Raw genomic sequence first — 15,485 nt, forward strand, 5'->3', positions numbered from 1 at the left:
AGGTTTTTCCTTGTGCAGCTAAGTTAGCGGCTTGGAATTTGCGCAGTGTTTAGCTTTTTGACCATTCGATATGAAGGTAAGTCTACCAAGGCAATTATTTAAAATCTTGCATTAAATCATGGATGACTGTTTCTACAGTTCTAATCTCTTTAATTGGTGTGATTCCTGTGCCAACAGTGACATAGCCATCATCTGTATTGCCTTCTAGCATTCCGATACGCATTCCAATTGATCCACGCATCAATTTTGCTGTTTCTTCACGACTGGCACCTTGTTTATCCATTTCGACTAGTTTATTCGCCAATTTAGTAGGTAAAGAACGATAGTATGCTGGTAAAGTACGAAACATTTGTAAGTCTTCTGCTGTGGCATCAACAATCATTTGCTTTACATTTTGAGCTGTCGGATTTTCTTTTGTCGGAATAAAGACACTGCCAGCAAACACACCTTCAGCACCTAAAGCAAATGCGGCACGCACTCCTCTAACGTCTCCAATACCACCAGCTGCCATTACAGGAATATTTATAGCATCAACAATCATTGGAACAATCGAAAATGTTCCAATAACTCGTTCTGGAACTGTACCACCTTCATCAAATCCAGTCGCTACATAAACATCTATTCCAAATTTTTCTGCAGCTTTTGCATTTTCAATAGTAGGCGTAAGGGGTCTATAAACAATTTTAATGTTGTTTTCTTTTAATGGTTTAAAGATCCTTTCATCCAGTGTATCATTCACCAGAACAACAGGAACTTTCTCGTCAATAACTGTTTCTATAAGTGGCCATGTGTAAGCTAAATCACGATTCACGATCACTGGAATTCCAAATGGCTTATTCGTTAAAGTTTTTGTTTTTTGTATTTCAGTTCTCATTCTTTCCGCACTTATTTCTGGTGAGCGAGTTATATCAACCTGACCGGCATTTGGACCTAGAAATCCTAATCCACCTGCATTGCTTATTGCTGCAACAAATTCGGCATTAGCAACCCAAGACATTGGTCCTTGTATAATTGGCTTTTTAATATCTAATATTTCACATACTCTGTTAGTCATTTTATTTGTTTCCCCCTTGTTAAATGAATTTTATATTATTACTTCGTATAATTATTTTCTGGGTAAGGTAAACCTAAATTTCCCCGAAGTGTGTCGTCCTCATATTCATTACGGAATATGCCTCTATCTTGCAAGATAGGAACAACCAATTGGATAAAGTCCTTAAATCCTGCAGGATGATCTTGTCTAATCAGCAAGATATCCATGACGCCTTCTCGATACCAATGTTCAATTTGTTCGGCAACCTGCTCTGCCGATCCTATCAATCCAGGTTTCGGCATTCGATAACCTTTAGGCATCCATGATTCAATTTCCCTTAGCTTTTCAAGGGCTTCTTTTTCCGTTCTACCAACGATCGGGTTATGAGAAGGCATCATCAACAGGTCATATGGTGAACGCCCTTGATTTTGAACTTTACGTTTAAGTTCATTAGTAAATGCCTTGAGATATTCCGAATCATGTCCAGGTGCCATGATGACTTCGGCATGCTCTGCAGCAATATCCATGAACTCCGGTGAAGTGCCCGCTTGAAAGACCACTGGTCTTCCTTGCCTCGATCGACTGATGTTTAAGGGTCCCTCCACGGAAAAGTAATTCCCGGTATAATCTAGTGGATGCATTTTACGCGGGTCATAAAATACCCCACGTTCCTTATCACGTATAAAGGCATCATCTTCATACGAGTCCCAGAGTCCTTCAACAATCTCCAAAAACTCTTTTTTCATGGGATAAAGATCTGCTTTCTTCAGATGGGACCGACTGTAATTGGCTAACCCTCCAGGATTGGAGGTGATTGCATTCCACCCTGCTCTGCCCTTGCTAATCTTATCAAGGGAAGCAATTTGCCTAGCAACCGTAAAGGGATCAGCATATGAAGTCGCTATCGTAGCGGTTAAACCAATAGAATGAGTTACCATACTCAATGCAGATAAAATGGATACACCCTCAAACATGCTTAGATAGTGCGGGATCATGCCAGGTCCGATATGACTTACGTCTGCTAAAAAGATGAGATCGAACTTCCCCTGTTCAAGTTGTATAGCTTTCTGTACGTAATACTCAATATTTTCACTGGCATCTGCTGGAATATGTGGGTGTCTCCAACCCGTGTAATTCCATCCCACGCCATCAATAATTCCTCCTAGTTTAAGCTTTCTTTCTTCCATAATTGAAAGATCCCCTTTTCATGAGTTCACTTACTTTCCTTGTAATACACCTAATTCCTTAGCCAATAATTTATGCCCTTTTTTCCGACTCTCTTGATTTGGATAGAAGTCAGCAATCCGTTACTCCTTGCCCTCTTAAGTTTATTATTTAGCTTGCTAACTATTAGGAGTGAAAATATTTGGTTGTGAGCCAATCTTAAGCGTAATCGTTTCGTTTGCAAAGAGGGCAATTTAAATGAACATAGTACATCTTTTTGTACGTATAGAAGGGAGTGGTTTGAAGATTAGACTCTATTTTAAATAATGAGTCTGTCTTTCAAACCCAAAAGGCCATCCTTTTTTGGATGGCCGTGTGTGCTTTGATATAAACCTCCAGTTGTCGTCCCCTTTGAGTCTATCCCAACCAATATAATTGGAATATCTATGAGATACGCCGTCATGGAATAAATTTTGATTATTTCGTTAATATCCATTTTTGTCGATCAAGTGATGGATCCAGTTCACTTAGCAAGAGTTCGGTCCCATCTTCCGATACTTCTAATGCTTTTTGATGATGAGCTGAAGTAATATGAACTGATCCGTCTTTGTTCTGGTGAAGGACCCAACGCTGGTTATTGTACCCTAAGTAATGATATAGCTGAAGTTTATTTTGCCCTATATCCAGATCAAGCGTCTGACCGGCCGTAGTACGAATCGAATACGAACCTGCTTCGTCGCCTGTCGGAACAAATATCCACTTCTGTACGGAAGCTGCACTTGCATCTTGCAAGGTAACCGGCTCCCCGTTGACAAGGTTAACTGTATAAATGAATTTCTGTGTTGTGGCATTTACAAGGCTGGACTTAATGAGGTTCGCAGGTTCGCTGTTGCTCATATTGACGTTCTGATAAGATGCGGAGCCGCCAAATACATGGAGTCCAAAGTGGCCTTCTGCAAAAGTACCATCCATGATATCTATGACTTTTTGACTGTCCACGTGAACGACAATATGCGGACCATTCGCTTCTATTTTCACCTTATACGTATGGCCTGGCTGAATGAAAGTTGGTACTTTTGCAAGAACCTGCCGTTCTTCAAATCCTCCATTGATTTTATAGAACAGACGGATTGCCTTCATGTTAGGGTCTAGATTCAGATAATAACCACTGCGACCATCCTCGCTAGCCCTGAACAAAATAGAACCTGCCCCTCCTGTTTCACCAAGCATCATGTCTGCTTCATACGTAAAATTCCCAGCCTTCTCTTTGGCAATATAATTCGAATCGCTAAAATATTTACCACGAATCCCATGTTCACTAACTAACCATGAAGCAGCAGACAGATCTTTAGTCCATCCACTCAGGTTTGTCCGGAACTCGCCACCTGAGACTTTAACGAGCACACTACTGGAAGCTTTACCATTCGGTGTAGATACAGTGACTGTGGACTCCCCTTCTTTTTTTGCCTTAATAACTGCATGTGAATTGTCTACCAACTCTATGGCTATTACTTCGTTATTACTGGAATTCCACTTAAGTGGTTGAACGCCTGGACCTGGTCCATACTCGACCATGGCCTGCAGTGTATCCGACTCGCCTACCCCCAGTTCCCGAACGCTCGTATCCATCTTTATTTGAACTTTTGAAGGAATGTCCTCGTTCCAGACAGATTGAAGTTGATGCACTTTCAAGGAAACAACGTTCACCTTCCCACCTTTCACGTAAAAACTCATCGCTCTACTAGCAGGATCAGGAAATATAACATCTGAAAAGACAACTTTGCCGTCGTTACCAAAGGCTTCAACAGAAGACTCATCCACAAGAATACGCATCTTGATCCGATTATTCTCCATTTGCGTAGACGCTTCATGTTTCTTACTGAAAAGGTTAGAAAAATCCGTTTCACCGGATGCAGTTCGGTCCACAAACATACGACTATCACTTGCCTTATAACCCACGACCGTCTTCTGATTTGCACCCTCACGAATGTTAAAGCCAAACTCGGTCACCGTGCTGGCTTCAGGGATTTCAATTTCAGCTTCAATTTCGTAAGCACCTGAAATAATACCTTTTAGCAGATTCCCGGAAGAAGGACTCACCGACTTGTTGGAAGCAGAATACAAAGGTTTACGCAGTGATTCCAATTCTTTGATTGGACTTTGCACCATTCGAATTCCATCTTCGGTTGTTACCAATGATACTTCTCTCGGAATGGTTAGTTCACCTTTCCAATTGGACGTTGGGAAAGCGAACGGATAATCCCAATTCGTCATCCACGCCATCATCACTGTGCGATGATCAGGCATGTTAGCAAAAGACATCGAAGCGTAAAATTCTTTACCAAAATCTGTTCTTAACACCTTACCCGCCGGATTATCGTTCACGAATTTACCATCAGCTGTTAAATGACCGATAAAATACTCGGCATCTGATCCGCCTGTTTTGGGATTCGCTCCTGTACTGATCATCATAACCCACTTCTTCTGTGACGTTCCGTCTACCGGAAGCTGGAACAAATCAGGGCATTCCCATACTCCTCCGCGGACGTAATCCCCATATCCCCAATTATCTGTCAATGTCCAGTCAAGTAAATTCGTTGACGTATAGAAACGAATATGATCTCCTCCGGACACAACCATAACCCATCGGTTATTCTCATCATCACGGATCACTTTCGGATCGCGGAAATCCCAATTCCCAACTTCATTTCCGCTCTTACCCGGGTTCTCGATCACAATCGGGCGTTCCTTCGAATACTCCCAAGTACGACCTTGGTCTTTACTGTAAGCCAGACCTATACGCTGGTTCCCATTCGGGCTATCCGGATTAAAGGAAGTGTAGTATGCAATAAGGCCCTTGCCTCCTGAATCTCCGAATAAACCAGATGCATTTGTCATATCCGCAACAGCCGACCCAGACCAGACATGTCCGTGATCATTCCAGGGAAGTGCAATCGGAAGCCGTTTCCAGTTCAGCATATCTTTACTTACAGCATGCGCCCATGTTCCTCCATCCTGATGGAAGAGATGATATTCTCCTTCGAAGTAGACAAGTCCATTCGGATCACTCGCTGAACCACGTATTGGCGTGTAGTGATATTGTGGACGATATATCTCATTGTAATATTGGCTCAATTCCGTCACATAAGTATCATTGAAGTAAGCCGTCCCCTTTTTTACGACGATTCCGGTACTTCCACTCCTGTAGGTTGTATCTTTCACGTCAATCGCGGCCGTAGTGTATCCGTCCAGGAAGACCTGAATTCGATCTCCCTTTGCCTTGATTTCCACATGATGTTTGGCTCCCATCTGACTCGGATAAGAACGTTGCGAACTTGCAATTACTGTTCCTTTTGTATTCGTCAAACTTACACGAACCTGATCCCCTTCCTTCGTAAGAGTAGCTTCATATCCTTCCGCTCCATCGGTTGAAGATCGAAATGCGAGAGCTGCAATAGAATCAGGACGAAGGGTAATATTCCCTTCATAGACCATATCAGTCGCCTCTTTATTATAGATTTGCTGTGCTGTGCTCTCCTGTTCTACCGTCCCTCTTTTGCCGTTGATATCAGGCTGCCATTTTCCCTTGCTAGAAAGCACTGTACCCAAATTACCTTTCAGATCGCTCACCACGATGTTCGAAAACAAGGCGGATCCATCCCATACATGGAGTCCGAGCCTTCCGCTTTGATACGAAATGTCTTGAACATCAATTAATGGTTTATATTGATTGCCCCAATATACTTTTAGCGAGGAACCCACTGCCTTCACTTTGAGATGATAGATTTGCCCCATTTCAACAGAAACTTTACGCTCCTCCTTTAATCTCCCATCTCCATTTCTTGCATCTCTTAACCGAACCAGACCTGCGTCCGGAACGATTTGCAGCATGTACGAGCTAAAGCCATCCTCATTAGATCGAAACAACAATGTGGCATCTGCCTTCGTATCCCTGATCATGACATCAGCTTCATAAATAAAATCATCGGACACTGTCTCTGAGATGGCCATTACATTTTCTTTAGGTTGTGAAGTTAGCAAGATTCCTTTTGAAGTATCCTCTAATCCCCCTTTTCCTTTCACTTGCCAGCCTATCAGATTGGTGCTTGGTTTGGATGCGCTTTCAAAAATATCAAGCTCCTCCTTTGCCTGTTTATTTGTTTCCTGATCAGCGAGCACAGCACTAGCCGCAACTGAGTTAGATGTAAAAATACCGTTTGAAGTCAGAGCTAATCCCGTTGCCATCAGAAGACATATTGCGAATTTAGATTTATCGTTCATTCCTTACCCTCTTTTCTAATGGAATTGTAAAGTCGGTTCAAATTTAATTGGTTTTGGACACCCAGTTCAGTTCAGTTCGGTTGCCCAAAACCGCGCAGTAGCCATTATGTCGAATCCAGCCATTGCTAAAGTCTAAACACTCTCATTTCCCCAAATGCTTACGAGATCATTGATTTGAAGCGACACGACCTTTAGTTCTCCGCCAATGGCATAGAGTTCTAGTCCTCTACTTCCCAAGTCGGGGAAAATCGTGTCTGAAATGATAGTTGTTCCATTGTTGCCAAAGATCTCTACACTTGACCAATCAACATAGATGCTCAACTGTATCCGTTTATGCTGTGGCTTCATGGGGGCCTTGTGTTTTGCACCAAAATCGGGATGGAAATCAACAGTGTTTGACTTCGTCCGATCGACGAACAACTCCTCATTCAAGACATTATATCCGATGACTGTCTCCTGGTTGGAAGAGGAAGACTTTCGCACCTTGAACCCAAATTCTATTGCATTACCGATTTCAAATTCCGCAATAATTTCCATCTTTGCAGCAGAAACAGCAGACAAAACGTTCATATCTGGTTTAATTGTAATGTCTTGTAGAGACAGAATTGATCTTCTAAGTTGATTTAACTCAGTTATGGGTGCTTGAATTAAGCGAAGTCCTTCCGAATACGTCCTAAGCTGAATCTCTCGTGGGATTGACATATGGCCACGCCATTCTTTAGAAGGAAGAGTGGAAGCATAACGCCAATTATTCATCCAGCCGACCCAAATCTTTCGCCCATCCTCATTCGGCATACCATCCCAGGTCACGGCCGCGTAAAAGTCAGATCCGTAATCTATCCATTTGATTGTATCGAATGATTCCAATGGTTCATCTAGTGTAAAAACCTTACCATCAAAGTGACCTATAAAATACATCATGCCAGAACCGCCTGCGGGTGGTTCTGAATCGTTTGGATTTACGCCATTTCTATCTCCGACACTTAGTGTCAGAATCCATTTAGTGGTATTAGGGTCCTCATCCACTTGGAGTTTAAAAACATCAGGACATTCAAATATTCCACGATGGATGCCCGGAATATCAGAACCGAAACCGCTTGCAAAAGACCAATCCTTAAGATTCGAAGATGTGTAAAATTCTACACGATCGCTTACAGCAAGAACCATTACCCAGTTTGAAGATTCTTCATGCCAGAATACCTTTGGGTCTCGAAAGTCTAGCGTCTCCATGGGGAATAAAACAGGGTTACCTTCATATTTCGTCCAGGTTCTACCTTTGTCTTTGCTGTAAGCGATGCTTTGAACCTGCGGTTTACCGGGTTGAGCGCTGTTACCATTATTAGTATAAATTGCAACCAATCCTGATCCTGCTTCGTTGAAGAATCCGCTTGTATTGTTCTTATCGACTACCGCACTTCCCGAAAAGATCGCTCCATCTTCCCCAGGTGAGATGGCTGGTGTAAGTTCATCCCAATGTACTAAATCGTTACTTACTGCATGCCCCCAATGCATTCTGCCGAAGTCAGGCTGCGTATCATGAGGAGTATACTGGTAGAAAAGGTGATATTCTCCTTCATAATAAACCATTCCGTTAGGATCGTTAATCCAGTTTCCCTTAGGGGAATAATGTATTTGCGGTCTGTATTCATTTTTATAAATAAAGTTTTCCGGACCTTTGCTGATACTATTTTCTTCAGCTGATAGAAGTGTTTTTTTGATTTTATTCACGCTCCTTTAAGGCTATTTAGAATCTAAAAGAAGAAATAAGCATTCCTTATTAACAAAATAATCCACCTGTTTTCATTTGTCAAAGTATTTTTGTATAAATGAACATTATTTTTTATGTATATACCTGTTTTAGTTTACATTTGCACATTTTATGCCTGATTATAGAAAATACCAATTTTTATTTAAGTCGACCTAATCATTTTTTTTATTGTTTCAAACCTAATGGTTTACAAATGTAAAAAAGGTTACATCTAAACTTCTCTTTACTTGTTCAACAAAATATCGTTAGTATTAAACCCAATTTTACCGATAAAACAAAAAAAGCCGCTAAAATAGCGACTTCAATAGGAATATGTTCTTGTCTCTTGAAATGTTCTAAACAAATTAACGTCTCTTATGCTTTAACCACTTCAACCTTTTTATCCCCTGCTGACTTCGCTACCTCTAACGTTGTGTTACCTTGGATAGTGACTATTAGACCAGTAGCCAGCATAGAAACAATTAAAGCTGCGCTGAGGGCTGTGGAAATTTTCTTCTTGACCATAATCATACCTCCGATATCTATTATGTTGTAATAAGCGACTCAAAGAACTATGACGAGCCGAGTGTGACTGGATATTACAATATTTCACTTTTTTGTTGGGTAATCTACCTGGTGATTGTATTATAACGTACTGCCAATCATTGTAAAAGTTTTTTTTCCTTGTTTTCAAATAAAATAAAGTATGAACTGGCAGCATGTGCTATTGAGTTACTGTTCTTGTTAAATGAGGATTCTTGGCAGGAACATTGTCACTGACGAACAGGTGGTGCAAAGACTGGAGCCAATCTAGACGGATGTACCTTTTCCCCGATACCATAAAACTCACAAAAGTTCATTATTAGCGGATTCCACTTATCTGGATCGATATAATTTTCTTCTCCATCCATCAATATCTGCTCGTTAATGTGCGACTTCACAATGTTAACTTCGATAGCAGCTAGTGTACTTGGATCCTCTCCAAAATCATGAACATGTTTGACAATTGCTTCAAGTTGCACGGGGCACTCCTTAACACAGGAAGGTTTTACTATATCTGATGGTGTTTGAGTTAATTGGGCGGCACCAAATTTGTCTGGTTCGTACCTATACCCCTGTCGTACTTTGTAATTCACGTTCACGCAGAATATTTTGCACGGTTGAGATCGGTTACTTATTCCAAGCATAAATGACTGATTTAGCGACCATGCAGATGAAATAGGAGCTAAATTTACCGAATGATCCTCGTTTAGAGTGCTGATAAGTACGACTGGAGTTCCAAAATACAATTTTATGCATAGATATGCTCCTTCGCATTCAATTTTACTCATTGATTATAACAAGGGAGCAATTTCGAAATCTTTGTCTTATTCAAAAAACTTTAGGGATTGTATTCTCAGATTCTTTTCAAAACTAAAAATTTGGCGGTCATTCTCCTTGATGTAAAGTATCCACATATTCAATAAACCTTTTCGCTGCTGGGGAAATATTATGATCATCTCTCCACTTTAATCCTATTTCCCAGTACCATCCTTCATCAATGATAGGGATCCAGACCAATTCATCTAACATCAACCCCAGCGTCTTAGGCAGCACTGATACACCTAGACCCGACTTTATAAAACCGGCTACAGTGATCAGGTCCTCCGCTTCATAAGCCGAAGCAAGAAAAAATCCGGTATTTCGGAACCGGGATATAATCGTTGCTTTTAACCCACAGTTGTTTTTCAATCCAATAAATGGCTCTCCAGACAGCTCTGCCAAACTAAGAGCGCTGCAATCTGCATAACGATGTTGGGAGGGAACAACAATGTATAAAGGAACATTTTGAATAGTCTTCCAGTGATGATTATCCATAGTAGATTCCCTCGATGTAATCATAACATCCGAAAATCCTTGCTCCAGATGTTCATCAATATCCCCTAAGTTCCCTTGTGTCAATTCGAACCGAACTTTGGGATACTTCGATTGATAACTTCGAATTAGGCTAGGGATCAATTCAACCCCGAGAATGTTTAGATAAGACAACGTAATCACACCAGTATCCGGATTGGACCACTCTTCAATTTCCCTTAGGCCATTTTCAATATTATGTAGGGCTCTACCAATCCATTTAAAGAACATAGTACCGTTTCGGTTGAGCTTTATATTTCGTCCATTTCGCTCAAATAAAGGAGCTCCTATTTCGTTTTCAAGCTTGGCAATTGCATGACTTAACGCTGGCTGAGTAATACCGAGTTTTTTGGAGGCTAAGGTCATATGTTCAAGCTGTGCAACGGTCATAAAGTATTCCAATTGTGTAAGTTCCATTAAAACACCCCTCCATATATTAATAATATTCATCATTTTTATTATTATAATAAATTGGACGTTATGAAAGTAGCAAGTGTAGTATTAGTTCTAGCTCCTCTCGAACTACACATTAAGGTTTAGAGACAGAGCACTTTCAAATTAATCATTGAATACCATCACTAGGAGGAATAGTTATGCATAAAGAATTTGAGTTCTCTGTATCAGAATTTGAAGGTAAAAAGGTGCTTGTAACCGGAGGAACAAAGGGAATGGGACAAGCAGTTGTAAAAAGACTTGCAAAAGGCGGAGCTACAGTCCTTACTACTGCCCGTTCTCTATCTACTGACTTGCCCAATTCGGTCAAATTTGTGCAAGCAGATGTCGCCACACCTGAAGGTGTAGAGCAAATAATTACAGCAGTAAAAGAGCAACTTGGAGGTATCGATATTATTGTCCATTGCGTAGGTGGATCAACGACACCACCAGGAGGCGCACTTGTATTGAGTGATGAGGATTGGCTTCATACATTAAATTGGAATTTACTCGCAGCAGTTCGACTTGATCGTGGCTTAATTCCACTTATGTTAGAAAATAATTCAGGCGTTATTCTTCATTTCACTTCCATCCAGAGACGTTTGCCTTTATATGAAACTACACTGGCTTATGCATCTGCCAAAGCCGCGCTGACTAATTATAGCAAGGGATTATCGAATGAATTTTCCCCTCAAGGAATTCGCATCAATACATTGTCTCCCGGATTTATTCAGACAGCAGCAGCTGACGCATTAATTGATCGGATCGCAACGGAAACCGGAAGTCGAGAAAGTGCGCTCGAACAACTTATGACTTCACTCGGAGGTATTCCAATTGGCCGGCCAGGATTTCCTGAAGAAGTCGCTGAGCTGGTCTCATTTCTGGTCTCAGACCGAGCAGCATCTATTACAGGTAGTGAATATGTCATAGATGGGGGAACGATCCCTACCGTCTAAAAATTAATTAATAAAGGGAGAGAACAATATGGATCTCAGTCATTTACCGTCTGTAATTGGCAAATACATTACTGCATCTAACAAGCCAGACCCAGTAGTATTTGTAGATTGTTTCTCAGAAAAAGCTGTCGTGTTGGATGAAGGGAAAAAGCGAAATGGCAAACAGGCGATTCGGGAATGGAGTGATCAAAACCATTTCGCGGCGAATGTAACGTTAGAGCCAACAAAAGCAAAAAAAATAGGTGATGAAATTGTGTTAACATGCAAGCTGGATGGTACCTACGACAAGACTGGTCTACCCGATCCACTATTATTGGATTATCATTTTGTTATTGTTGACGATAAAATCGTCAGACTTTCCATTTTCTAAACGTATCTAAATGTAAAAACAATGTTTTCCGTGGGCTTATTACCAACTGGGATAGTAAGGTCAATGATTCATATAATGGGTATATAGTTGCTCGAAGGTTGTAAAATGTTCGACTTTTCTACCGACCTTATCATACTCTTCTAGATAATCATCCATCACTTCAAGGAGCTTCTCTTTCATAACTGGTAAATTACTTGCATCAAAGTACTGCATAAGATCAAATTTCTTGGTTCCTTTCTCCATGGCCATTTCATCAAGATATCCATGTGCTCCAAAGGCCGAAAGAAAGACGTAGGAAGGATCGTTCGTTGCAACACTCTTCAAAATTTTATTACGGTAGTTGCACCACAATTCTTCGTATGTCCCTCTCAGATTATCAAAGGTCGGAGCCGGTTTAACAATGAAGTTATCACACATTGTGTTATGTAACCTCGTAACGCTATTCAACATATTAAAGGATGTTATTCGAATATCTTCAATGGTATGAGCTTCGATGATTGACATGTATAAGGATTCGAGATTATCCGGAACATAGCGAAACGAACGTATCTCTTCCAAATATCGCTTGATCCCTCGTTTGATGCACGTGTTATTCATACTCACCAAGGCATTGACTAGATTGTACAGAACCTCAGCAGATGCATATCGCACTGAACCGATATCTTCACTAAGCATCGTATCGCTGTATGCTTGCTTAGCCAGGTCGATCCATTTATTTGCTCGATTAAGACACGCTTCTCCTATCGGTTTTGCAAGTGCATCAAGAGCTTTTTGCCGGAAGACGTTCAATTTCTCCAAATCCTCAGGCTTTGCATAGTAGAGTATTTTGAGCTCGGTTAGGCTCGATACGTTGGGACTCTCCAAGTTGGATTGCTCTTGTATTCTTGAATCCCATGGCGTGCAATAGATATCATATCCAACGTCGTCCAAGATGAAGCAATCGGATATTTCCCATCCCTTTTCTGTATTATTAATGATAATTAAATCAAGATCGCTCTTCTCGTGAAAGTCATCGGTGCTAAATGAACCAGTAAGCCCAATAATGGCGATATCATCTAGAAAATCTCTTTTTACGCGTTCAATCACCATATTAATTAGCAGTTCATTTTTGTCCAGCAGCTTCTTCTTTATGATTTCGTTCATTCGTTACACCTCTTTGTATGATCCGGCCGTCCTTCATCACAACAACCTTAACTTGAGTCTATCGATTTAGAGGTACGGTTACTATGTATAAGTTCATTTAAGTCATCTTTGCACAAAATCCGCTAAACCGTCGAAACGACGAGTTAGCGGATTTCATTAGTTCCTTGATTAGTTCTTTGTATAGACTATTTTCTTTATGCTTTCGCAGGACAAGAAATACCGACCCGCCAACTCCTCTATCCTGACTCCATTGCGGAATAAGGATTTAATCTCAGCGTTTCGAGCAGAGACCTTACTCTTGCTCTCTGTTTTCTCGCCCCATTTTAGGTGCGCCTCTTTGGGTTTGGGGATATAAACCAATTCGCCTTGAACGTATTCTTGAATGATACGTAGCAATTCTTCCGGAAAAATAGACTCGGCTTTTGAATATTTCATGGGCCTCACTCCTTATTTAATAGATCAATAAGGTGCAAAGCCAGTTAGTAGAATATTACGATTCGTCGTTGGCAATGTGATTCTTCCCAGGCTCTATGCAAAGCATTGCCATATCCTTCACTGGCTTTGCATAGAGCTGTGCATGTAAGAATCCTACCCCGATTGTTTTCAATAGCCTCACCTCCATAGAAAATAGATAGTTGCTATTTGCTTATTATATCAGGGCTTGTTGTTGAAATGTATAATCATGTCTTTTGGGGCTGACACGATTGTACGCTTACTGGATCATGTATAGAAAAATAAAATACATTTCTACGTAAATAAAAATCCGCTTTGTAAAGTGGGATGTATATCAAAAGGTAGGAGCAGGTAATTCATCAATTTTCATGCGTAGTAAACTATAGGGTTTTTGTCGCAGGTCTCTTCCATAATGAAATCTCGCCTGCCTATGTAATTGGTTCACAATTACATATAAGTATTGATCCGGACCAATAGAAAACGTATCTGGCCATAAAATTCGGGGATCATGGGCGATGGTTTCCATGATTCCATTTGGCAATATCTTTCGAATACTATCGTTTTCATAATCTCCAGCATAAACGTTTCCTTTTGCGTCCGTGATCATCCCATCAGATGCACCCTTCTCTCCCCAATACTGCACAAGATCACTTAACTTAAAATCCGGTATCGTTCTGTCTCTTAACGATTCTGTTGAGATCGAGTATAGCTGGCGACTGGTTAATGGACAATAGAATAACATTTTTCCATCAGGGGAAATGGCTATACCATCAGAGGCCAATCGAAAGGGCGATGTTGAACCATCCGCGTTTCGATTCATCAAAATTTTACCTTCCACTTTCGGCACAAAATATGGATCGGGTGAGGTCGAGCTTGCTCCATGCAACCGTCTATACGCATTTCCGTTTTCTAAATTCACGACGATAATAGCGCCTGGACCATTGGAAGAAGAATCCGTTATATATGCGAAACCTGCTTTTCCTACACGAAAGTCAAATCGGACATCATTCAGATACGTTGTCGGCAAGACTACATCATCAGCAAATGTATATACTTTTCTTATTGTATTTGTTTCTAAATCTACCGCGACTAATTTTGCCCCTCCTTTAATTGGCTCAGAAAAATTTGGTGCAGCCGTGTCCAGTACCCACAAGGTTCCCCTTCCATCTGCAACAACACTTTGGACACTGATGAAGGACATAACGATATTCAATGGGTTGATCAAATTCGTTTCTACATTAGGATAAGGTTGCATCTGACCCTCAACAATTTCCGCTACCGTAAATCTAACGTCATCTCCCCATTTTGGAAAGCAAATAAAGATACGCCCGGTTTCGGATACACTAACGCCTGTAGGCATAGCCCCGTAAAAGGAATGAACGAGTTCTAACTTACCAAAATATTCTTCCATAGGTAACATAGGCTGTATGATGTCCTCCTCAACATAGTTGAATAGATATTACCTATAATTATGTTCGAGACTTTTTCTAATGCCTGGCCCTTAATCATTCTTTTTCAACCTCGATTTTGAAAATGTCCGATACATCTAAAAATACAAAAAACTTCGGCGTAAGCCGAAGCATGTTGACTGTAACTATATGTGTTCTAGGAAAAATGCTTCCTCCGATCGTCAACGCAGGGTAATTCCCCCATGCAGAGAGTATCGGAGAAAATTCGGAAAAGAAGGAAAAACTCTGCCAAGCTTATCAGTACCAAAACCGTTTTATTGTTGGTCCGGCAGACGTAATGCGTTGGCTGAAGTTTGCGCTTGATCTAAAAATTCATCTGCTCGGGTCAATTGCTGCCGGGCAATCTCCAACGCTTGTGAATTTGTTGCATTAGATTCATTTAACGAGCTTATTGCCTGATTTAAAGCCGTCTGCACCTCAGAAACCGCGTTAGATGCATGCTGCTCCAGCGTATTACCACTCGAGTTAAGTGCACCTTCTGCCGGTTTTCTTGCATTTTCGGTGGCTAGATCAATTTTGTTTTTATTGGGCACCGTGACTCCTC

At 40.9% G+C, this 15,485-nt stretch carries 13 protein-coding genes; 2 read left to right on the plus strand and 11 right to left on the minus strand.

Annotated features, from left to right (window positions below):
• Positions 1 to 94: 94 nt before the first annotated feature.
• The 7 genes from MHI14_RS14950 to MHI14_RS14980 all read right to left on the minus strand — a co-directional run bounded on the left by MHI14_RS14950 (position 95) and on the right by MHI14_RS14980 (position 10,535).
• Positions 95 to 1,054 carry an NAD(P)H-dependent flavin oxidoreductase gene (locus MHI14_RS14950; RefSeq protein ID WP_341130651.1) on the minus strand — a complete coding sequence of 320 codons (960 nt, stop codon included), beginning with the start codon at positions 1,052 to 1,054 and terminating at the stop codon, positions 95 to 97.
• Between the two features lie 38 nt (positions 1,055 to 1,092).
• Positions 1,093 to 2,220, minus strand: a complete 1,128-nt coding sequence (locus MHI14_RS14955) for an NtaA/DmoA family FMN-dependent monooxygenase (RefSeq protein WP_341130652.1) — start codon at positions 2,218 to 2,220, stop codon at positions 1,093 to 1,095.
• Positions 2,221 to 2,674: 454 nt separating this feature from the next.
• Positions 2,675 to 6,478 carry a GH32 C-terminal domain-containing protein gene (locus tag MHI14_RS14960; RefSeq protein WP_341130653.1) on the minus strand — a complete coding sequence of 1,268 codons (3,804 nt, stop codon included), beginning with the start codon at positions 6,476 to 6,478 and terminating at the stop codon, positions 2,675 to 2,677.
• A gap of 132 nt (positions 6,479 to 6,610) precedes the next feature.
• Complete coding sequence (locus MHI14_RS14965) at positions 6,611 to 8,206, minus strand: glycoside hydrolase family 32 protein (RefSeq protein ID WP_341130654.1); 1,596 nt, start codon at positions 8,204 to 8,206, stop codon at positions 6,611 to 6,613.
• A gap of 394 nt (positions 8,207 to 8,600) precedes the next feature.
• Positions 8,601 to 8,750, minus strand: coding sequence for a hypothetical protein (locus MHI14_RS14970; protein WP_164783315.1), 150 nt, complete (start codon positions 8,748 to 8,750; stop codon positions 8,601 to 8,603).
• Between the two features lie 248 nt (positions 8,751 to 8,998).
• The gene (locus tag MHI14_RS14975; RefSeq protein ID WP_341130655.1) at positions 8,999 to 9,556 is read right to left on the minus strand and encodes a flavin reductase family protein; all 558 of its coding nucleotides are present in this window, start codon (positions 9,554 to 9,556) and stop codon (positions 8,999 to 9,001) included.
• A gap of 97 nt (positions 9,557 to 9,653) precedes the next feature.
• Entirely contained in the window at positions 9,654 to 10,535 is an 882-nt protein-coding gene (locus tag MHI14_RS14980; protein ID WP_091029987.1) for a LysR family transcriptional regulator, read from the minus strand.
• Positions 10,536 to 10,711: 176 nt separating this feature from the next.
• Here MHI14_RS14980 and MHI14_RS14985 point away from each other — a divergent pair, with 176 nt between their 5' ends.
• Both MHI14_RS14985 and MHI14_RS14990 read left to right on the plus strand, forming a co-directional pair.
• The gene (locus MHI14_RS14985) at positions 10,712 to 11,506 is read left to right on the plus strand and encodes an SDR family oxidoreductase (protein ID WP_133384939.1); all 795 of its coding nucleotides are present in this window, start codon (positions 10,712 to 10,714) and stop codon (positions 11,504 to 11,506) included.
• A 28-nt stretch (positions 11,507 to 11,534) separates the two neighbouring features.
• Positions 11,535 to 11,876, plus strand: coding sequence for a nuclear transport factor 2 family protein (locus MHI14_RS14990; RefSeq protein ID WP_133384938.1), 342 nt, complete (start codon positions 11,535 to 11,537; stop codon positions 11,874 to 11,876).
• 60 nt (positions 11,877 to 11,936) lie between these two features.
• On the opposite strand, the gene MHI14_RS14995 is transcribed toward MHI14_RS14990, so the two are convergent.
• The 4 genes from MHI14_RS14995 to MHI14_RS15010 all read right to left on the minus strand — a co-directional run bounded on the left by MHI14_RS14995 (position 11,937) and on the right by MHI14_RS15010 (position 15,474).
• On the minus strand, positions 11,937 to 13,019 hold the full coding sequence (locus MHI14_RS14995) for a nucleotidyltransferase domain-containing protein (RefSeq protein ID WP_133384937.1): 1,083 nt from the start codon (positions 13,017 to 13,019) through the stop codon (positions 11,937 to 11,939).
• A 168-nt stretch (positions 13,020 to 13,187) separates the two neighbouring features.
• Complete coding sequence (locus MHI14_RS15000) at positions 13,188 to 13,454, minus strand: CD3324 family protein (RefSeq protein WP_133384936.1); 267 nt, start codon at positions 13,452 to 13,454, stop codon at positions 13,188 to 13,190.
• A 352-nt stretch (positions 13,455 to 13,806) separates the two neighbouring features.
• A complete protein-coding gene (locus tag MHI14_RS15005; RefSeq protein WP_176872639.1) occupies positions 13,807 to 14,892 on the minus strand; it encodes an L-dopachrome tautomerase-related protein in 1,086 nt (361 codons plus the stop codon).
• 303 nt (positions 14,893 to 15,195) lie between these two features.
• On the minus strand, positions 15,196 to 15,474 hold the full coding sequence (locus tag MHI14_RS15010) for a hypothetical protein (RefSeq protein WP_133384935.1): 279 nt from the start codon (positions 15,472 to 15,474) through the stop codon (positions 15,196 to 15,198).
• Between the last annotated feature and the right edge of the window lie 11 nt (positions 15,475 to 15,485).

This window comes from Paenibacillus sp. FSL K6-2393 (genome assembly GCF_038002545.1).
Lineage (GTDB): Bacteria > Bacillota > Bacilli > Paenibacillales > Paenibacillaceae > Paenibacillus.